Origin of the sequence: Photobacterium sp. 1_MG-2023 (assembly GCF_030547945.1) — a bacterium.
Taxonomy (GTDB): domain Bacteria; phylum Pseudomonadota; class Gammaproteobacteria; order Enterobacterales; family Vibrionaceae; genus Photobacterium.
On sequence record NZ_JAUORR010000001.1, the window covers coordinates 288,130 to 308,175 of the forward strand.

General features: G+C 54.4%; 17 protein-coding genes. 13 read left to right on the forward strand and 4 right to left on the reverse strand.

Features of this window, described 5'->3' with window-relative positions; all coding sequences use genetic code 11:
* The first annotated feature begins 147 nt into the window (after positions 1-147).
* From gltB to Q4579_RS01260, 6 genes are all read left to right on the forward strand, one after another.
* The gene (gltB, locus tag Q4579_RS01235) at positions 148-4,611 is read left to right on the forward strand and encodes a glutamate synthase large subunit (protein WP_303560995.1); all 4,464 of its coding nucleotides are present in this window, start codon (positions 148-150) and stop codon (positions 4,609-4,611) included.
* Between the two features lie 13 nt (positions 4,612-4,624).
* Positions 4,625-6,034, forward strand: a complete 1,410-nt coding sequence (locus tag Q4579_RS01240; protein WP_303560996.1) for an FAD-dependent oxidoreductase — start codon at positions 4,625-4,627, stop codon at positions 6,032-6,034.
* A gap of 163 nt (positions 6,035-6,197) precedes the next feature.
* A complete protein-coding gene (gene mtnN / locus Q4579_RS01245) occupies positions 6,198-6,899 on the forward strand; it encodes a 5'-methylthioadenosine/S-adenosylhomocysteine nucleosidase (protein ID WP_303560998.1) in 702 nt (233 codons plus the stop codon).
* The gene (locus tag Q4579_RS01250) at positions 6,899-7,855 is read left to right on the forward strand and encodes a cobalamin biosynthesis family protein (protein ID WP_303561000.1); all 957 of its coding nucleotides are present in this window, start codon (positions 6,899-6,901) and stop codon (positions 7,853-7,855) included. The genes mtnN and Q4579_RS01250 overlap by 1 nt, the downstream gene beginning before the upstream one ends.
* A complete protein-coding gene (gene btuF / locus Q4579_RS01255) occupies positions 7,852-8,703 on the forward strand; it encodes a vitamin B12 ABC transporter substrate-binding protein BtuF (protein ID WP_303561002.1) in 852 nt (283 codons plus the stop codon). The genes Q4579_RS01250 and btuF overlap by 4 nt, the downstream gene beginning before the upstream one ends.
* Before the next feature lie 136 nt (positions 8,704-8,839).
* Complete coding sequence (locus tag Q4579_RS01260) at positions 8,840-9,463, forward strand: TRIC cation channel family protein (protein ID WP_303561004.1); 624 nt, start codon at positions 8,840-8,842, stop codon at positions 9,461-9,463.
* A 1-nt stretch (position 9,464) separates the two neighbouring features.
* Here the strand turns inward: Q4579_RS01260 and Q4579_RS01265 are convergent, their stop codons facing one another.
* Positions 9,465-10,061 carry a DedA family protein gene (locus tag Q4579_RS01265; protein ID WP_303561005.1) on the reverse strand — a complete coding sequence of 199 codons (597 nt, stop codon included), beginning with the start codon at positions 10,059-10,061 and terminating at the stop codon, positions 9,465-9,467.
* 168 nt (positions 10,062-10,229) lie between these two features.
* On the opposite strand from Q4579_RS01265, the gene Q4579_RS01270 reads away from it, so the two are divergent.
* The 3 genes from Q4579_RS01270 to Q4579_RS01280 are packed head-to-tail and all read left to right on the forward strand — an operon-like array spanning position 10,230 to position 12,265.
* The gene (locus Q4579_RS01270) at positions 10,230-10,646 is read left to right on the forward strand and encodes a VOC family protein (RefSeq protein WP_303561006.1); all 417 of its coding nucleotides are present in this window, start codon (positions 10,230-10,232) and stop codon (positions 10,644-10,646) included.
* A gap of 24 nt (positions 10,647-10,670) precedes the next feature.
* Entirely contained in the window at positions 10,671-11,675 is a 1,005-nt protein-coding gene (locus Q4579_RS01275) for a questin oxidase family protein (RefSeq protein WP_303561008.1), read from the forward strand.
* The gene (locus tag Q4579_RS01280; RefSeq protein WP_303561010.1) at positions 11,672-12,265 is read left to right on the forward strand and encodes a flavodoxin family protein; all 594 of its coding nucleotides are present in this window, start codon (positions 11,672-11,674) and stop codon (positions 12,263-12,265) included. The genes Q4579_RS01275 and Q4579_RS01280 overlap by 4 nt, the downstream gene beginning before the upstream one ends.
* Positions 12,266-12,315: 50 nt before the next feature.
* Here Q4579_RS01280 and tyrS read toward each other — a convergent pair whose 3' ends face one another.
* Positions 12,316-13,503 (reverse strand): tyrosine--tRNA ligase, encoded by a 1,188-nt coding sequence (gene tyrS, locus Q4579_RS01285; RefSeq protein WP_303561011.1) that lies wholly within the window; start codon positions 13,501-13,503, stop codon positions 12,316-12,318.
* A gap of 137 nt (positions 13,504-13,640) precedes the next feature.
* On the opposite strand from tyrS, the gene Q4579_RS01290 reads away from it, so the two are divergent.
* A complete protein-coding gene (locus tag Q4579_RS01290) occupies positions 13,641-14,969 on the forward strand; it encodes a peptidoglycan DD-metalloendopeptidase family protein (RefSeq protein ID WP_303561013.1) in 1,329 nt (442 codons plus the stop codon).
* 62 nt (positions 14,970-15,031) lie between these two features.
* Here the strand turns inward: Q4579_RS01290 and erpA are convergent, their stop codons facing one another.
* A complete protein-coding gene (erpA, locus tag Q4579_RS01295; RefSeq protein WP_211647137.1) occupies positions 15,032-15,373 on the reverse strand; it encodes an iron-sulfur cluster insertion protein ErpA in 342 nt (113 codons plus the stop codon).
* Positions 15,374-15,568: 195 nt separating this feature from the next.
* On the opposite strand from erpA, the gene hemL reads away from it, so the two are divergent.
* Positions 15,569-16,864: a glutamate-1-semialdehyde 2,1-aminomutase gene (gene hemL, locus Q4579_RS01300; RefSeq protein WP_303561015.1), complete on the forward strand. Its 1,296-nt coding sequence runs from the start codon at positions 15,569-15,571 to the stop codon at positions 16,862-16,864.
* Positions 16,865-16,933: 69 nt separating this feature from the next.
* Here hemL and Q4579_RS01305 read toward each other — a convergent pair whose 3' ends face one another.
* Positions 16,934-17,395 (reverse strand): cytochrome P460 family protein, encoded by a 462-nt coding sequence (locus tag Q4579_RS01305; RefSeq protein ID WP_303561017.1) that lies wholly within the window; start codon positions 17,393-17,395, stop codon positions 16,934-16,936.
* 318 nt (positions 17,396-17,713) lie between these two features.
* Between Q4579_RS01305 and Q4579_RS01310 the strand changes: the two genes are divergently transcribed.
* Both Q4579_RS01310 and rsmC read left to right on the forward strand, forming a co-directional pair.
* Positions 17,714-18,793: an AI-2E family transporter gene (locus tag Q4579_RS01310; RefSeq protein WP_303561018.1), complete on the forward strand. Its 1,080-nt coding sequence runs from the start codon at positions 17,714-17,716 to the stop codon at positions 18,791-18,793.
* Positions 18,794-18,867: 74 nt separating this feature from the next.
* Entirely contained in the window at positions 18,868-19,908 is a 1,041-nt protein-coding gene (gene rsmC, locus Q4579_RS01315) for a 16S rRNA (guanine(1207)-N(2))-methyltransferase RsmC (protein ID WP_303561020.1), read from the forward strand.
* Positions 19,909-20,046 lie beyond the last annotated feature (138 nt).

Consider the following 20,046-nt stretch of genomic DNA (forward strand, 5'->3'; position numbering starts at 1 on the left):
ATTTATGACCAGAATTAAAGAAAATTTGACCTTTTTGTAATTTGCCGTTAGTTTGAAAGGCTGCTGGAAGCAAAGGTGACAATCAGGGAGATTGTCATAATTATGCAGTAACCCTGCTCAATGGAGCAGGCGCAAGGGAGAGTTGCAATGACACTGTATGACCCAAAGCTGGAAAAAGATAACTGTGGTTTCGGCCTGATCGCCCATACAGAAGGCGAAGCCAGTCACAAGTTAGTCCGCACAGCAATATCGGCCTTGGATCGTATGACACACCGTGGCGGCATCGCTGCTGATGGCAAAACCGGTGATGGCTGCGGCCTGTTAATGAAAAAGCCGGATAGCTTTTATCAACTCGTGGCAAAAGAGCTGGGCTGGACGCTGGCCCGTGAATATGCCATTGGTATGCTGTTTTTAAGTCAGGATCCTGTACTGGCTGAGAAATCCCGAACAATTATCCAAGAAGAGCTCAGCAAAGAAACCCTGTCGATTGCAGGCTGGCGAGATGTGCCGGTCAACCCGCAGGTTCTGGGCCCAATCGCAAAAGCCTCTTTACCTGCCATTGCGCAGGTGTTCATCAACGCTCCGGCGGGCTGGAAGCCCCGGGACGTGGATCGTCGTCTTTATATTGCCCGTCGCCGCATTGAGCAACGCATTCAAGACGATCCGGATTTCTATATCTGTAGCCTGTCGACTCAGGTCACCGTCTATAAAGGGCTGTGCATGCCCGCAGATTTGCCGAAATTTTACAAAGATTTAGGCGATCTTCGCCTGGAATCTTCGATTTGTTTGTTCCACCAGCGTTTCTCGACCAATACCCAGCCGCGATGGCCGCTGGCGCAGCCATTCCGTTATCTGGCGCACAATGGTGAGATCAATACCATTGCCGGAAACCGCCAGTGGGCCCGTGCCCGTGGGTATAAATTTGCCTCACCCCTGTTACCGGATCTGGCAACGGCTGCCCCCTTCGTGAATGAAACCGGATCAGACTCCTCCAGCCTGGATAATATGCTGGAACTCTTCCTGTCTGGTGGCATGGATCTCTTCCGTGCAATGCGGATGCTGGTGCCGCCCGCATGGCAGAATCACCCGGATATGGATCCGAAGCTCCGCAGCTTCTACGACTTCAACTCCATGCACATGGAGCCCTGGGATGGCCCGGCAGGTATCGTCATGTCGGACGGCCGCTATGCGGCCTGTAACTTGGATCGGAACGGCCTGCGCCCGGCCCGTTATGTGATCACCAAAGACAAACTGATCACGCTGGCGTCCGAAGTCGGTATCTGGGATTACGCCCCGGATGAAGTGGCCGAGAAAGGCCGCGTCGGTCCAGGAGAACTGCTGGTCATCGATACAAAATTCGGCAAAATCTGGCATTCCGCCGACATTGATAAAGATCTGATGGGCCGCCATCCCTACAAAGAATGGCTGGATACGCATGTGCGCCGTCTGGTGCCCTTTGAAGACATGGGTGACGATCAGGTCGGCAGCCGTGAAATGTCTGCCGATGAGCTCAATACCTATCAGAAACTCTTTGCGGTCTCGCGCGAAGAGCTGGATCAGGTGCTGCGTGTCATGGGTGAAATGGGTCAGGAAGCCACCGGCTCTATGGGCGACGATGCCCCGATGGCGGTGCTGTCTTCCAAAGAACGTCTGGTGTCGGACTACTTCCGCCAGATGTTTGCACAGGTCACCAACCCACCCATCGATCCCTTGCGTGAGAAACACGTGATGTCACTGGCGACCTGTATCGGTCGTGAAATGAATGTGTTCTGCGAAACCGACGGCCACGCGCATCGTGTTGCTTTCAAGTCGCCGATCCTGCTGTACTCCGATATGGTGCAATTGCTGGGGCTGGATGATCAGCACTATCGCAATAACATCCTGGATATGAACTACGACCCGGCCGAAAAAGACCTGAAACAAGCCATTATTGATCTCTGTGATCAGGCTGAGCGTCTGGTACGCGGCGGCACTGTGCTGGTGGTGCTGTCAGACCGGGGCATCAGCGACGAGAAGCTGCCCATTCCGGCGGCCATGGCTGTGGGTGCCGTTCAGACCCGTCTGGTGAATGCCAACCTGCGCTGTGATGCAAACATCATCGTGGAAACCGCAACTGCGCGGGATCCGCATCAGTTCGCTGTGCTGCTCGGCTTCGGTGCGACCGCCGTTTATCCTTATCTGGCGTATGAGTCACTGGCGCAGCAAATCGACAGTGGTGCGATCAACAAACCGTACCGCGAAGTCATGCTGAACTTCCGCAACAGTATCGACAAAGGTCTCTACAAGATCATGTCGAAAATGGGGATCTCAACCGTTGCTTCATACCGCTGCTCACAGCTGTTCGAAGCCGTCGGCCTCCATGCCGATGTGGTGGAACTCTGCTTCAAAGGCGTGTCCAGCCGGATCCAGGGGGCGAACTTTGACGACTTCCAGCAAGACCTGTTTAACCTGTCGCGTAAAGCCTTTGTCAAACGGAAACAGATTGACCACGGTGGCCTGCTGAAATTTGTGCATGGCGGTGAGTTCCATGCCTACAACCCGGATGTGGTCACCACACTGCAAAAAGCAGTCAAAAGCGGCAAGTACGAAGACTATCTGGACTTCGCCAAAGTGGTGAACGAGCGTCCGGCGGCAACCCTGCGTGACTTACTGAAACTGAAAACGTCTGAGAACCCGATTGACGTTGCCAGCGTTGAAGCAGCCACTGAGCTCTACAAACGCTTCGACTCCGCTGCGATGTCGATCGGCGCCCTGAGCCCGGAAGCACACGAAGCACTGGCCATTGCCATGAACCGTCTGGGCGGGTTCTCCAACTCCGGCGAAGGCGGCGAAGATCCGCGCCGGTTTGGGAACGAACGGAACTCCCGTATCAAGCAGGTTGCGTCCGGCCGCTTCGGTGTGACACCGCATTATCTGGTCAATGCAGACGTCATTCAGATCAAAGTGGCGCAAGGGGCGAAACCCGGTGAAGGGGGTCAGTTGCCGGGTCACAAAGTGACGACGGAAATTGCGAAGCTGCGTTATGCAGTCCCCGGCGTGACACTGATTTCTCCGCCACCGCACCATGATATTTATTCGATTGAGGATCTGGCTCAGCTGATTTTCGACCTGAAGCAGGTCAACCCGAAAGCCATGGTTTCGGTCAAACTGGTTTCAGAGCCGGGCGTTGGCACCATTGCCACAGGTGTGGCAAAAGCTTACGCCGATCTGATCACGGTCTCCGGCTATGACGGCGGGACAGGTGCCAGCCCGCTCACCTCAGTGAAATACGCGGGCAGCCCGTGGGAACTGGGCCTGGCAGAAACACAGCAAGCACTGGTCGCCAATGGTCTGCGCCATAAGATCCGCCTGCAGGTGGATGGCGGCCTGAAAACAGGCCTGGATGTGGTCAAAGCGGCCATTCTGGGCGCAGAAAGCTTTGGCTTCGGGACCGCCCCTATGGTCGCGCTGGGCTGTAAATACCTGCGAATCTGTCACCTGAACAACTGCGCAACCGGCGTTGCTACGCAGGATGACACCCTGCGCCGGGACTTCTTCAAAGGTCTGCCAGAGCAGGTGATGAACTACTTTATCGGTCTGGGTGAGGAAGTCCGTACCCTGCTGGCCAAACTGGGCGTTGAAAAACTCACGGATTTGATTGGCCGGACCGATCTGCTTGAAGTGGTCAATGGTTTCACTGCCAAGCAGAGCAAGCTGGACCTGAGTGGCCTGCTGCATGCGCCAACGCCGGTGGCAGGGAAAACCCTGTACTGCAGTGAACCCAATACACCCTTCGACACTGGCGTCCTGAACCAGAAACTGGTCGAGCTGGCCTTACCGGCCATCGAAGCACAAACCGGTGCGGATCTTTATCTGGATGTGCGCAACACCGACCGTTCCGTGGGTGCCCGCCTCTCCGGCGAAATTGCTCAGCGCTACGGAAATCAGGGCATGGCAGCCAATCCGGTGAATGTGTACCTGTCTGGCACGGCGGGCCAGTCGTTCGGCGTCTGGAATGCCGGCGGTCTGAACCTTTACCTGACCGGCGATGCCAACGACTACGTGGGTAAAGGCATGACCGGGGGTGTAATCACCATCCGTCCGCCAGTGGGCTCGGCGTTTCAATCGCACGAAGCCACGATTATCGGCAACACCTGTCTTTACGGGGCTACGGGCGGGAAGCTGTTTGCCGCCGGTAAAGCAGGCGAGCGATTCGGTGTCCGAAACTCTGGCGCGATTGCCGTCGTGGAAGGCGCAGGTGACAACGCCTGTGAATATATGACCGGCGGGATTGTCGCGATTCTGGGCCATACTGGCGTCAACTTCGGCGCGGGCATGACCGGGGGCTTCGCTTATATTCTGGATGAAGTCGGCGATTTTGCCGGCCGGGTGAACCCTGAGCTGATCGAAGCCCTGCCACTGCAGGATCTGGCGATTCATCAGGAACACCTGCGGGGTCTGATTGACCGTCATCTGGAAGAGACGGGTTCAAGCCGTGCACAGGAAATTCTGGCCAACTTTGACCAGTGGATCCCGAAATTCTTCCTGGCTAAACCGAAGTCGGCAGATGTGAATACACTGCTGGGTCACCAAAGCCGCTCAGCTGCTGAGCTACGCGTTCAGGCACAATAAGGGAGGGAATCCAATGAGTCAGAACATTTACCAATTTATCGATGTTGAGCGTGTTGATCCGCCAAAGAAGCCGATTGAAGTCCGTAAAATCGAATTCGTTGAGATTTACGAACCTTTCACGCAGCAGCAGGCCAGCGCTCAGTCTGACCGCTGTCTTGACTGTGGTAATCCATACTGTGAATGGAAGTGCCCGGTGCACAACTACATTCCGCAGTGGCTGAAACTGGCCAATGAGGGCCGGATTCTCGAAGCGGTTGAATTGTCGCATCAGACCAACACCCTGCCGGAAGTCTGTGGCCGGGTGTGTCCTCAGGACCGTCTGTGCGAAGGGTCCTGTACCCTGAATGACGACTTTGGTGCCGTCACCATCGGGAATGTCGAAAAGTACATCACAGACAAAGCCTTCGAAATGGGCTGGAAACCGGATATGTCCGGCGTTGAGTGGACCGACAAAAAAGTCGCCATCATCGGCGCGGGTCCTGCCGGACTGTCCTGCGCCGATATTCTGGTCCGAAATGGCGTCAAACCTGTGGTCTTTGATCGCTACCCGGAAATCGGCGGCCTGCTGACCTTTGGTATTCCGTCGTTCAAACTGGAAAAAGAGGTCATGATCAACCGCCGCCGTGTGTTTACGGAGATGGGCGTTGATTTCCGCCTCAATACCGAAGTCGGCACCGATGTTCAGTTGCAGGATCTGATTGATGAATACGATGCCGTATTCCTGGGGGTCGGCACCTACAAATACATGCGTGCCGGACTGGAAAACGAAGATGCGACAGGTGTTTACGATGCCCTGCCGTTCCTGATTTCCAACACCTACCGGGTGATGAATCTGGACCAGAACGCACCGGAATATATCGATATGGCCGGTCAGCGCGTCGTCGTGCTGGGGGGCGGGGATACCGCCATGGACTGTGTCCGGACCTCCGTCCGTCAGGGTGCCAGCCATGTCATTTGTGCCTATCGCCGCGATGAAGCCAACATGCCAGGTTCACGCCGTGAGGTGAAAAATGCCCGCGAGGAAGGCGTGAACTTCATGTTCAACCTGCAACCGCTGGGCATTGAAGTGAACAGCAACGGTCAGGTCACGGGCGTGAAAGTGGTGAAAACTGCACTGGGCGAACCGGATGAAGCCGGACGTCGCCGCCCTGAGCCGGTTGCAGGCAGTGAACATGTGCTGGAAGCAGATGCGGTGATCATGGCCTTTGGTTTCCAGCCACATGCCATGCCATGGCTGGAAAGCTTCGACGTCGCACTGGATCAATGGGGCCGGATCAAAACCAGCGGCAGCCACGCTTTCCAGACCACCAATGCCAAGATCTTTGCCGGTGGTGATGCGGTGCGCGGTTCGGATCTGGTCGTCACCGCCATTGATGAAGGTCGCCGTGCTGCGGATGGGATCCTCGATTTCCTCGGCCTCTAAGGCTGTCCATCATCGAGTCGAGCGAGCGGTCTTCCGCTCGCTTTTTTATTTTCGTCCTTCAGGGATTCTCCTTCCCAGTCGCCTTTTCTCTGCTGGCAGGCATTGCTACAATCTCCCCCATTCGCCGCCCCAGTGCGGTTTAATTTAACGAGAGATCACATCAATGAAAATCGGCATTATCGGCGCAATGGAGCAGGAAGTTGCCATCCTGAAAGATCAGCTGGACCATTGTGAAACGCTGAAAAAAGGCGGCTGTACTTTTTATACCGGCACCCTGAACGGTGCGGACGTTGTCCTGCTGCAATCTGGCATTGGTAAAGTGGCAGCGGCTGTCGGGACTGCAGTGCTGCTGGAAATCTTTGAGCCGGATGTCGTGCTGAATACAGGTTCTGCCGGTGGTTTCGACAGCAGCCTGAACGTTGGTGATGTCGTGATCTCAACCGAAGTGCGTTATCACGATGCCGATGTGACCGCATTTGGTTATGAAATCGGCCAGATGGCGCAACAGCCTGCGGCTTTTCTGTCCGACGAAAAACTCATGCAAACTGCTGAACAGGCACTGGCTCAGCTCGATGCGTCCACACACGCCGTACGCGGCCTGATTTGTACCGGCGATGCCTTTGTCTGCAGCGCTGCGCAACAGGAACGCATCCGCACTCACTTCCCGCAAGTGGTTGCTGTTGAAATGGAAGCCGCGGCGATCGCGCAGGCCTGTCATCAGTTCAATGTGCCATTCGTGGTCGTCCGTGCCATTTCCGATGTCGCTGATAAAGAATCCCCAATGAGTTTCGAAGAATTCCTGCCGCTGGCTGCGAAAAGCTCTTCAGCCATGGTGGTGAAAATGGCAGCACTGCTGAACGCGTAATGAACGACTTGCTTGCGCTCCTCAATCAGCATCCGACCCTGCTCGCCATGTGGGGAGCGCTGGCATTACACTGGCTACTGCCTGTCCCGGCCAGCTTTCATCCCCTGCACACCTGGCAGCAACTGGCAATTCAGATCGCTCTCCGCGTCAATCAGAACACCGATACCCCAAGACAGCGGATTCTCTCCGGCCTGCTGGCCTGGTCGCTGATGTGGCTGACCGTGCTGGTGTTGCTGGTTGCGTTTTATCAGCTGGTCTGGTTCGACAGCCTGTTTCACCTGGTGCTGCTCTGGCTGGCGCTGGGCTGGAAAGAAAGCCGGACCTTCAGCCACCAGTTTATTCAGGCGTACGGCCGGGAAGATAAGCAAAGTTGCCGCGAATTGCTTGCGCTGGCCCTCAACCGGAAAACCGACAACTTATCCCTGCTGGGACTGGGCAAAGCCTGCGCGGAAACCCAGTTGCTCAGTTACGGACGACAGGTGGCCGGCGTGCTGTTCTGGTATGCCATTGCCGGTGGATTCGGCGCTATATTGTATCGGCTTGCCGTGAGTCTGGCCCGCTGCTGGTCGCCCAGCCGCAGCCAGTTCCAATATTTTGGATTACCTGCCATCCGGATTCTGGCGACGCTGGATATTATCCCGCTGCGCTTACTGGCCGTGGTAATCAGCCTGGGACAGAACAGCCGGGAGGCCTTTCGCGGCATCCGCGAACAGGGGGAAAACTGGCAACTGCCCGGACCGGGCTGGCTGCTGACTGCGACCGGACACAAGCTTCAGTTAGCCTTGGGGGGGCCGGCCGTCTATGACAGCAATAAAATGGAGCGCCCGCGGCTGGGTGGCCGGATTGCCCCGGCTGCATTACATCTGTCGCAAATCGATCGGCTGCTTCAGCAACGTCTCTGGAGCTGGGTCATGATGCAGAGTCTGTTCATGTTTCTGATGGGGAGCCTGCTGTGAAGCCTGTTCGTGCTCTGCTGCTCCTCCTGTGTCTGGCTTCAACACTGGCACAAGCGACCTCAGCCAAACCGCAACGTATCATCAGTCTGGCACCGCACACCACGGAGCTGGCCTATGCTGCAGGATTGGGCGACAAACTGGTGGCCGCCAGTGATTACAGTGATTATCCGCCTGCCGCTCTGGCGCTGGAACGGGTCGCCAATCACCGGGGGCTCAAACTTGAGCGTATTCTCGCACTGAAACCGGATCTGGTGCTGGCCTGGCAAGGCGGGAACCCTCCCCGTGAAATGGCCAAACTGACAGAGCTCGGAATTGAGATTTTTTACTCTCACCCCACCAGCCTGGATGCCATTGCAGACAGTCTGGACGCACTGGGTCAGTTTGCCGACGATCCAGCTGTGGCCCGCAAAGCTGCGGCAGATTTTCGTCAGATCCAATCCAGACTGGCCGCTGAATACGGGCAGAAATCCCCCGTCCGTTACTTCTACCAGCTCGGCCACTCGCCACTCATGTCAATGTCGGGGGACAGCTGGCCCAGTCAGGTATTCAGCCTTTGCGGCGGGCAGAATATTTTTGCCGACAGCCCGGTGGCTTATCCTCAGATTTCCAGAGAACAGGTGCTGGTACGTCAGCCGCAGGCGCTTTTTGCCACCTTCGGCCACGGCGGTCCGGATCAGAGCGTGTTCAGTTTGTGGCAGCCCTGGCAGGAACAATTACCGGCAGTGAAACATCAACATCTCTATCAGGTTCAGGCTGACTGGCTTAATCGCCCGACGCCCCGCGCACTAAAAGCTGCGGAAATTATCTGTAAGCAACTCGATGAAGTGCGCAAGCAGACAAGCAAATAGGGTGTGAATGAGTTCACAAAGCCAGCGCAATCTGTTGTCAGTCTTACATTTCACCGTACAATTTCAGCCGCTTTTGACCGTGATCAGTTCAGCCAGATATCGCGGTCAGTCATGACTGGCTCTATGCAGGAACCCTATGCTGATTTACACGCTTGATATGTTTGGCACCGCTGTATTTGCCATTTCCGGCATTTTACTGGCGGGCCGGTTGAGAATGGACCCGTTTGGGGTCGTGGTGCTGGCCTGTGTGACAGCCATTGGCGGCGGCACAATCCGCGATATGGCGCTGGGGGCAACGCCCGTGTTCTGGATCACGGATACCACCTATCTCTGGGTAATTTTCGGCACCTGCCTGCTGGCCATGCTGGCGATTCAGAATCCACGAAAAATACCCTGGTACTTCCTGCCGGTTGCCGATGCCATTGGTTTGGCGGTCTTTGTTGCCATTGGTGTGGAAAAAGCCCTCCGTTTTGGCGCTTCGCCGATGGTGGCCGTGATTATGGGCGTGATCACCGGTTGTGGCGGCGGGGTGATCCGGGACGTGCTGGCCCGTGAAGTCCCGATGGTCCTGCGGACTGAAGTCTATGCCACGGCTTGTATTCTGGGAGGCATCGTCCACACGCTGGGTCTGCACTTCGGGCTGGACACCGCCGTTGCGAGTCTGGGCGGTATCGCAACCACCTTGTCGATCCGTCTGGCAGCAATCCGCTGGCACTTGTCCCTGCCAACCTTCTCGCTGCGAAACTCTTCATCCTCCTGATTTAATTTGCAGGACGGCGTCTGCGCACCACCCACCAGCACAGCGCCAGTCCTGCAAAAACGGCTACAGCCCAGAATTCATGCTGATACCGCTGGTACAATAAGCCAATCTGCCCGATTTCATCATGAAAATACGCAGGTCCCATCCCGAACACCGTCAGCCAGATCCCGACCGCCAGTGTATTGCCAACCAGAAAGTGATGCTTCGGCATCTGCGCCATGCCACATCCCAGACACATCAATTGCTTCAGCCCTTCAAGAAACCGGCTGAGAATCAACCCCATGACACCGTACTTGTCGATAAAGCGGTACACCTTCTCGACTGACGCGGGTTTGAGCCATCCCCGTTGTTCTACGACATGAGAAAATTTCGATCCCACCAGGTAACCGGCCGTATTCCCCAGCCAGCTGGCCGCACCGGCCACCAGTAACACAGACGGCAATGAAAACGTGCCACTCACCGACAAATAACTGGCGACAATCAGCAGAGACTGACCGGGCGCCGGGATCCCCAGCCCTTCAATCGCGATGGCCAGTGCCAGCACTGCATAGCCGTATTCCTGCATCAGTGGCGCCAAGTCCTGTACCAGATGCTCCATGCCATTCTCCAAAGATTCTGTAAGCGGACTCCATGCTATACCCAATCAAACGGATGAGAAAGTCACGCCATCATTAAATAAACAAAAAACTTTACTTAATCAGGTTTCATACTAATATATAAACAAAATACTTTACTAACAAGAGCGTCACACAAGCCAGGAGGCACCATGAAACCCTACGTTGAACATGCCAATCTCACCGTCCGTCATCTGGAAAACACGATCCAATTTCTGCAAACCGCGATCCCGGAATTTACCGCCCGTCATCTGGGGCAGCACCAAATGTACCGCTGGTGCCATATCGGCACGGATGAAACTTATCTGGCGCTGCAGGAGGTGATTGAACGCGATGCGATCGATCGCACCCCCTACCGGGATCTGGGGATCAACCATATTGGTCTGGTCGTCGACGATGTGGCACAGGTGCGCGACCGGTTACTTCGTGCCGGATACCGGGAAAATGACCTGGAGACCCGCCATCCCTGGCGCACGCGGATTTACTTTTTTGATCGGGATGGGATCGAGTGGGAGTTCACGCAGTACCTGAGTGACGAACCATCACAGCGCAATGATTATTCCCGGTAAACCGACACGAAAGGAGCTCTGAATATGTATTCCCCCATTCACGCCGAATGCCTGACCCTGATTGAGCAAGGGCTACAGTTCGATCCTATTTACGGACCGGACCTGTCGAATCATTTACCCATGGCACTGATCGCATTGGCTCGCTGCGGTGCCAGTCCACACCAGCTGGACCATTTTTATCAGGCCTATGCGCCGAACTTACGGCCGCTCCGTCAGACGATCCCAACCCGGCACGCAACGCCAGCACTGGCGGATCGCGACAGTTTCCCGGCCTTTCTCCAGCAGTTTCGTCAGCAGATTGCCCTCCACGATGTGGATACCGTCCTGCGGGAATGGTTGCCGATCTTACTGCCCGGACTTGCCGCCAGTGCCTTTCATGCCTTGATTCGCCTCAGTTACGCGCTGGAAGCTGACAATAACGATGAAATTGCCATCGCACTGGCCTACTGGGCCAGTGAATACCAGTCGTTAGGACCGTTAACCTTCACAGACCGTTATCAGCCCGATGAACAGCTGACCGCGGCGTATCAGTCTTTCCGTGATGTCCAGATACAGCCGTGGATCATCACCGAACGCATTGGCGAAGTGATCGCACATCCGGATTATCAGTTGCTGGCGGCAGTGCCGGAATCTCTGAATGAAAACGAGATGGCCCGGTTGATCATTCGTGCCTATCTGGCGAGCGGGGACTTTACCCTGCTGCACGGAGTCACCGGCTTTGATGCTTTGTTGCAGCTCATGCCCTATATCGCTGATCGCCGGCAGGCACTGGCCTGTTACTGGCAGGCTTATGTCGCCGCTTTCTGTTCAGCGGAAACCATGAAGCCTCTCCCGACAGAATCTGTGGCAGATATCCAACCTGAGTGGGATCGCTGGTTTGACGCCGTGACTTCGCTGTCAGACGACCACACGATCAAGCTGACCTACAGTTGCAGCCGCCTGTATCAGACTTTTTCATTCAATGAGTATCTGGCCGCGATTCAGATGAAACAGGCCACACATGAAGAACAATTAAGGAACACCGCATGAAAACCATTGCTTTGATTTACTATTCCGGCACTGGTGCAACCCACCAGATGGCTGAAGCCATCACCCGGGGAGCCCAAACCCAAGCCGACATCCAGGTGGTCAGCTACCGGATTTCCGGGGACGCCATTCAGCAGGGCCGTTTTAACGATCCGGCTCTGTTTGCCAGCCTGCAACAGGCAGACGCCATTCTCTTTGGCACGCCGACTTATATGGGTGGCCCTGCCGCTCAGTTTAAAGCGTTTGCAGATGCCAGCAGCGACAGCTGGAGCGGACAGGGGTGGCGCAATAAACTGGCCGCCGGTTTTACTGTCGGTGGCAGTCAGGGGGGCGAACAGGACAGTACCCTGAATTACCTCATGATTCTTGCGATGCAGCACGGGATGCTGTGGGTTGGGATGGACATGCCTTACGGCTATGATGATAAACGAATCAATCCGATGGGTCGCCAGCTCGGCGCAAGCGGCCACACACCAAACGGTGAACTCAGTGAAGCCGATCTCAAAACAGCGGCGCATCTCGGCCAGCGGGTGGCTGGCTTGCTTCAATCTCAGGTTGCGGAGGAAAACACACCTGCAACGGCGCTTGCCTGAATGGGACAAAAAAGGCGCCATTCGGCGCCTTTTCCTTAAACATCATGAACTTATTTCAGGGTGATCCGGGCAAACTTACGCTTGCCGACCTGGTATACCGCAGTACCAGCAGACAATTCCAGCTTGGTGTCCTCTACTTTTTCACCGTCGATTTTCACGGCACCCTGACGGATCATCCGCAGTGCATCAGACGTTGAATTCACCAGATCCGCATCTTTCAGCAGGTTGGCGATCGCCACGCCCGCTTCAAATTCGAATTCAGGCATTTCATCCGGCATCGCGCCTTTCTGGAAACGATTGATGAAATCCTGCTCGGCTGCTTCAGCGTCCGCCTCAGAGTGGAAACGGGCAATGATTTCTTTTGCCAGCAGAATTTTTACATCACGCGGGTTCCGGCCATCAGCAATTTCCTGCTTCAGTTGCTCAATCGCTTCCAGCGGACGGAAAGACAGGAGTTCGTAATAGTTCCACATCAGATCATCAGAAATCGACATGATCTTACCGAACATTTCGTTCGGCGCTTCTGTAATGCCAATATAGTTGTGGGCTGACTTGGACATCTTCTTCACACCGTCCAGACCCACCAGCAGTGGCATCGTCAGCACAACCTGCGGCTTCTGACCTTCCGCTTTTTGCAGCTCACGACCGATCAGCAGGTTGAACTTCTGATCCGTACCGCCCAGCTCAACGTCTGTTTTCATTGCCACAGAATCGTAGCCTTGCAGCAGCGGGTACATAAATTCATGAATGGCGATAGGACGACCTTCGTTATAACGCTTTTTGAAGTCGTCGCGCTCCAGCATCCGGGCAACAGTTTGACTGGCGGCCAGGCGAATCATGCCTTCAGCACCCAGTTCCGACAGCCAGGAGGAGTTGAACTCAATTTTAGTTTTAGCCGGATCCAGGATTTTGAATACCTGCTCTTTATAGGTTTCAGCATTGCGCAGCACATCTTCACGGGTCAGCGGCGGACGCGTGGTGTTTTTACCGGTCGGGTCACCCACCATGCCGGTAAAGTCACCAATCAGGAAAGTCACTTCATGACCCAGTTCCTGGAACGTGCGCAGCTTGTTCAGGATCACCGTGTGGCCCAGATGAATGTCCGGCGCCGTTGGATCCGCACCCAGTTTAATACGCAGAGGGCGGTTTTCTTTCAGTTTGGCAATCAACTCTTCTTCCGGGATCAGTTCGTCGACCCCGCGCTTAATTTCCGCTAACGCTTGCTCAATGCTGGCCATTCTTGTTCACTCCCACAAAATTGGCATAAATATGATAAAGGGCAATCTTACTTGAATAGCGATGTTTTTTGAAACCAGTTAGACTTAGGCTTGTCTTATTTTTCACTGATTCGCAAAAACAACATCAAAACCATCACATGCTAATATCAAAATTTTCCCGGTTGCCACGGATGCACCAGATTCTCATCACCCTGATTAGTGCAGTGACGGTACTTCTGATGCTGCTGCCGGAACCCGAGGCAATGGCGCAGCCCGAGCGAAAGTTCCAAATCGGCAAGTCCTATCCGCTTGAACTGAGCATAAACGGCCCGCAACTTCAGGCCAGCGGGGTAACGCCTCCTTTACTGCCGCCACCACTGGCCTGGACGGAACATGTCATTGAGCCGGGTGAAAGTCTGGCCCTGGTCTTCGACAAAGTCGGCCTCAGCCCGGCCACGCTCTATCGGCTGATCAATGCCGATGAAGGCACCAAGTCGCTGATCACCCTGCGCCCCGGCGATAAACTCCGTTTCGGGCTGGATGAAAATAAAGATCTGGTTCAGTTAATCCAGCCGGTGAATGCGACCGAAACCCTGTTCATCACCCGCAAGGGCGACACCTTTCATTCCCGTAAAGAAGTCAAATCCGTTGATACCCAACTGAATTTTGCACAGGCCGTCATTACCTCCAGTTTCTGGAATGCAGCATCCGATGCCGGGTTGACCGGAAACCAAATTATGGAAATCGCCGGCATCTTCGGCTGGGACATCGACTTTGCGCTGGACATTCGCGAAGGCGATACCTTCTCCGTGTTGTTTGAAGAGCGTTACGTGGAAGGCGAACCCATTGGCCGTGGCAACATTCTGGCTGCAACCTTCACCAACCTGGGACAAACCTTTACGGCGATTCGCAACAGTAAAGATGGCAAATATTATGATCCGGAAGGACGGGCAATGCAGAAAGCCTTCTTGCGGTCACCGGTGAACTTCCGTTACGTCAGCTCCAACTTCAACCCGCGCCGCCTGCATCCGGTTACCGGGCAGGTGAAAGCACACCGCGGCACCGATTATGTGGCACCGGTGGGTACCCCAATTTGGGCGGCCGGAGATGGCATCGTCATGAAATCCGGCTACAACCAGTTTAACGGCAACTATGTCTTTATCCGCCACAGCTCGACCTACATCACCAAGTACCTGCATCTGAGCAAGCGTTTGGTGAAAACCGGCCAGCGGGTGAAGCAAGGACAAACGATAGGTAAGCTGGGCAGCAGCGGCCGGGTGACGGGGGCGCACCTGCACTATGAGTTCCTGGTCAACGGGGTTCACAAGAACCCAAGAACTGTGTCGCTTCCACAGGCCGACTCGCTGAGTGGCAAGGCCAAAGCCGCCTTTATCCAGCAAGCCAACGAACGTCTGGGCCAATTGACACAGTTCAGGCATCTGCTGGCAGCGAATACCAACGCCAGCCTGTTCCCGGCACAAGGTTAAACGATAAAAAAAGCCGCCACTGAAAAGTGACGGCTTTTTTGTCATCCGGTTGACCCGATCAATTACACACTGAAAGATGCGCCACAGCCACACGTGGTGGTGGCATTCGGGTTATTGACAAAGAAACGGGAACCTTCCAGACCTTCGGTATAATCGACGGTCCCACCCATCAGATACTGCAGACTCATCGGGTCAACCACCAGGGTTACACCACTGTTCTCAATGGTCATATCACCTTCGTTGACTTTCTCGTCAAAGGTAAAACCGTACTGGAAGCCACTGCATCCGCCACCCGTGATGTACACGCGCAGCTTCAGGTTTGGGTTTTCCTCTTCCGCTATCAGCGTTTTTACCTTGTTCGCTGCAACGTCAGAAAAGTTCAGCGGGAAACTGGCATCGCTCATGAGCAACCTCTCAATTCAAAATTCTTCGGCCATCTGACCTTTTGTCACGATTATCTAATACCTGACTGCTGCGTTCAAGTATTGACCATGATTGAGGGCTTTTTGTCTGTATCACCACAAGAAATGCACGCTCGCCAACCCAAACGCATTTCCGTACAATAGCGCCTTCTTCACCAAGGATTACAGGAAATCATCATGAGCAAATCGGCTGAACTATTTGCCAAAGCACAACAAACCATTCCTGGCGGTGTGAACTCTCCGGTCCGCGCATTCGCTGGCGTGGGCGGTGATCCGCTATTTATCGATCGTGCCGACGGTGCCTACATTTTTGATGCCGATGGCAAAGCGTATATCGACTACGTCGGCTCATGGGGCCCGATGATCCTTGGCCATAATCACGTGGCAATTCGTGATGCCGTGATTGATGCTGCGCGTCAGGGTCTGAGCTTTGGCGCCCCGACCGAGATGGAAATCACCATGGCTGAGCTCGTTTCCCGTCTGGTGCCGTCCATGGAAATGGTCCGTATGGTCAGCTCAGGCACAGAAGCAACCATGAGCGCGATTCGTCTGGCGCGTGGTTTTACCGGCCGGGACAAAATCATCAAATTCGAAGGCTGCTACCACGGTCACGCAGACTGCCTGCTGGTGAAAGCCGGCTCAGGTGCGCTGACGCTGGGTCAGCCAAGCTCTCCGGGGGTTCCGGCAGACTTCGCCAAACATACTCTGACCTGCACCTTTAACGATCTGGACTCCGTTCGGGCTGCCTTTGCAGAAAACCCAGAGCAGATCGCCTGTATCATCGTTGAGCCTGTTGCGGGCAACATGAACTGTATCCCGCCAGTCCCGGGCTTCCTGCAGGGACTGCGCGACATTTGTGACGAATTCGGCGCATTGCTGATTCTGGACGAAGTGATGACCGGCTTCCGTGTCGCCCACGGCGGCGCACAGGCTTACTACGATGTGAAACCGGATCTGACCACGCTGGGTAAAATCATCGGTGGCGGTATGCCAGTCGGTGCATTCGGCGGCCGTCGTGAAGTCATGGCCTATGTCGCTCCAACCGGTCCGGTGTATCAGGCGGGAACGCTGTCTGGCAACCCGGTTGCCATGGCTGCAGGTTACGCTTGTCTGTCGGTGCTGACTCAGGAAGGCAACGAGAAACGTCTGGCGCAGGCCACACAGCGTCTGGCTGAAGGCTTCCAGGCTCTGGCTGACAAGTACAGCATTCCGCTGGTGACGAATCAGGTGGGTGCCATGTTCGGTTTCTTCTTTACCGATCAGGCCGAGGTGCACAACTATCAGGACGTCGCACGCTGCGATGTGGAACGCTTTAAGCGCTTCTTCAATCTGATGCTGGAAAAAGGTGTTTATCTTGCACCGTCCGCTTATGAAGCCTGCTTTACCTCACTGGCACACGGCGAGAAAGAAATTCACGCAACGCTTGAAGCGGCTGAATACGCTTTTGCAACGCTGGCTGAAGAAGCCAAGTAACAAAAAACCAAGCCAGACGCTTTCAGGGTCTGGCTTGGTTCTGTCATCCTGTCAAAACATCCCGAAAGACTACTTGGCATGTAATGTCGGATAACCTTCCGTATAAACGTAATCATTCTGCTTCGCTGGTATATGGCAACCTAAGCAGTCCGTTATGTAATTCATGGAAGCGTTTTTCTTCTGGCCCACTTTAAATAAAGCCCAGCCCCAACCTTCGCCCCAGTTACCGGAATCGCTAAAGCGGCCCTGACTGTCTTTGATCATGACAAACGTCTGCTTCACCATCTCCGTCGCATACGAGACACCAGCCCCTGTGGTGTACGCACCACTGGCAGAATGGCGTAACTCTTTCACAATCACGGCACCATCTGGAAACTGACCGCTTTCACGATACTGGGCCACCTGATCGGCAGGCATGTAAACATCATGGAATCCACTGGCATCACCTTGAGGGACATACCATGAGCCTAAATGTGACATCGTATTGCGAAAATCATCCGGTAACGAAATTTCTCCTTGTCTTATCGACAAACGGAGAGAACGCTTCCGCCTGAACACTCCATGCCATCAAATACGACAAGCCGACAATCAATCTTATTTTCATTTTTCACCGGTAAAAAGCACAACAAATCAACAACCGTGCTAAATATTGCCTGCAAAATAAATCAACCGGGGAAAGATTCATTTATTCCCTGAGCATCTCAAGGTCCGCTGCTATTTTTATAAAATAGTGAGATGTATCGCTAAAACCTCAATCAATCAGCAACTTTGAAAGAACAGTGACCTTGCGGTCGGTTTTGCTCGGTGTAATGATATTTGCCCCTGCTTTGGTGAACGGAAGACCTTCATGTGAATAATTTTCAACCCCAATCTCGACACTGGATGCTCGTTGCTGCCCTCGTGCTGGCGGCTTACGCCAGTTACCGGCTGATTGAGCCCTACCTCGGCCCGATCGTGATGGCCTTTATCATCTCGCTGCTGTTTTACCCGCTGCATGCGAAAATCGAGGGCAAGTTGGGCCGCCCGAACCGTTCTGCGATGCTTTCCTGCATCATTCTGACCTTTATCATTGTGATCCCGGTGCTGATTGTCTTTGCATCGATCGTGCAGCAAGGTTCAACCTTTTCAAAAGACAGTTACACCTGGCTGACCGAAGGGGGTCCGAAAGAAATTCTCTCGCATCCTTATGCGCAAACCGCATTACAGACCATCAATAAATGGTCACCTTTTGAGAGTCTGGATATTCAGTCGATCGTTCAGAAGCTGGCGTCCGCTGCGTCGAAACTGGGGTCACAGCTCCTCAATATCAGTGCCAAACTGCTGGGGGATGCAACCAACTTTATCCTCAGCTTCATGCTGATGCTGTTCGTGCTCTTCTTCCTGCTGCGTGACCACGACAAAATCGTCACCACCCTGCGCCATGTGGTGCCCTTGTCCCGCAGTCAGGAAGATGCTTTGCTGGATGAAGTCGAGAAAGTGGCGAAATCGGCTGTGATGGGATCGTTTCTGACGGCTCTGGCACAAGGCGTCGCGGGGGGCTTTGCCATGTGGCTGGCCGGATTCCCGGGCTTGTTCTGGGGCTCCATGATGGCCTTTGCCTCCTTTATTCCGGTTTTTGGCACCGCATTGATCTGGCTGCCAGCCTCTGTCTACCTGTTGCTGGTCGATCAGTGGGAATGGGCAGTTTTTCTCATCGCCTGGGGCATCATTGTGGTTGGCTCCATTGATAACTTTGTCCGTCCGCTCCTGATGCAAGGCAATTCTGGGATGAACACCTTGCTGATCTTTTTCTCGATTCTGGGCGGCCTGCACCTGTTTGGCCTGATTGGTCTGATCTACGGACCGATCATCTTTTCGGTCACGCTGGTGTTGTTTAAACTTTATGAAGTGGAGTTTAAAGATTTCCTGGAAAAGCAGGATACTGAATAGCTGGCTACCTTTCCATCCGGGCGCTTTTGTGGAACAATTCGCGCCCGAAATCAGAATCACCCACAGGGGCAATCATGTCTTCCAATGCTGCAACTTTCAGCGCGGCCAGTCAGGTCGTTGCACGCCAATCCGACTTTTTCATCGATCGCCATGTCCTGGTCGCCGGTGAACTGGACGATCTGTATCCCGTCGAATTAGCCAAGGTTGCTGCACAGGTTCAAGTCTTCACCACGCATTACGGTCAGCATCTGGCACTGAACCGCTTTGATGCGATCAGCAGTCACTTCGGCGCTGAACTGTCAGCGGATGATGTCAAAGATATCGACATGGTGCTGTTGTACTGGCCAAAAGCCAAAGCAGAAGCCGACTACCTGATGGCCATGCTGATGTCACACTGTGGCAAGGACACTGAAATCTGCATTGTGGGTGAAAACCGCAGTGGTGTGCGCAGTGCCGAAAAAATGTTCGCCCCCTATGGGCCGCTCAATAAATACGATTCTGCCCGCCGCTGTAGCTTCTACTGGGGACGGTGTCAGGAAACAGCCCCGGCCTTCAACCTGAATGACTGGTTCCGCAGTTATCCGCTGACCGTCGGAGAACATACACTGACGATCCGCTCACTGCCGGGTGTATTCAGCCATGGCGAGTTCGATCAGGGCTCACGACTGCTGATCGACAACCTGCCGGATCTGACCGGCCGCGTGCTGGATTTCGGCTGTGGTGCGGGCGTGATTGGCGCCGTGCTGAAAACACGATATCCGGACATCCGGATTGATCTGGCTGATGTGAGTGCGCTGGCCATTGCATCGGCCCGGGAAACTTTCCGTGAAAATCACCTGGAAGGTCACTTTGTGGCAACGGATGTCTACGCTGCTCTGCCGGATCAATACGACTTCCTGATCAGTAACCCGCCCTTCCATGCTGGCCTGAAGACATTCTACGCCGCAACAGAACAGTTTATTGAACAGTCACCTGCTCACCTGACTGCTCAGGGAGAACTGGTGATCGTCGCGAATAACTTCCTGCAATATCCACCGTTACTGGAACGTACATTAGGCACCGTTAATATTCGTGCGAAGAACAATAAGTTCTCAATTTATCACGCGAAAAAATAACCCGAATCCCCTGCTGTACTGACTGCATGCAGGGGATACATCCCGCCATTTTCAGCCCACACCCCGTCAAGATCGTCAAAATTGTGTCTTGGCACACGCTTCATCCAAGACTTCCTTGATTGTAAAAAAAAACTCAGT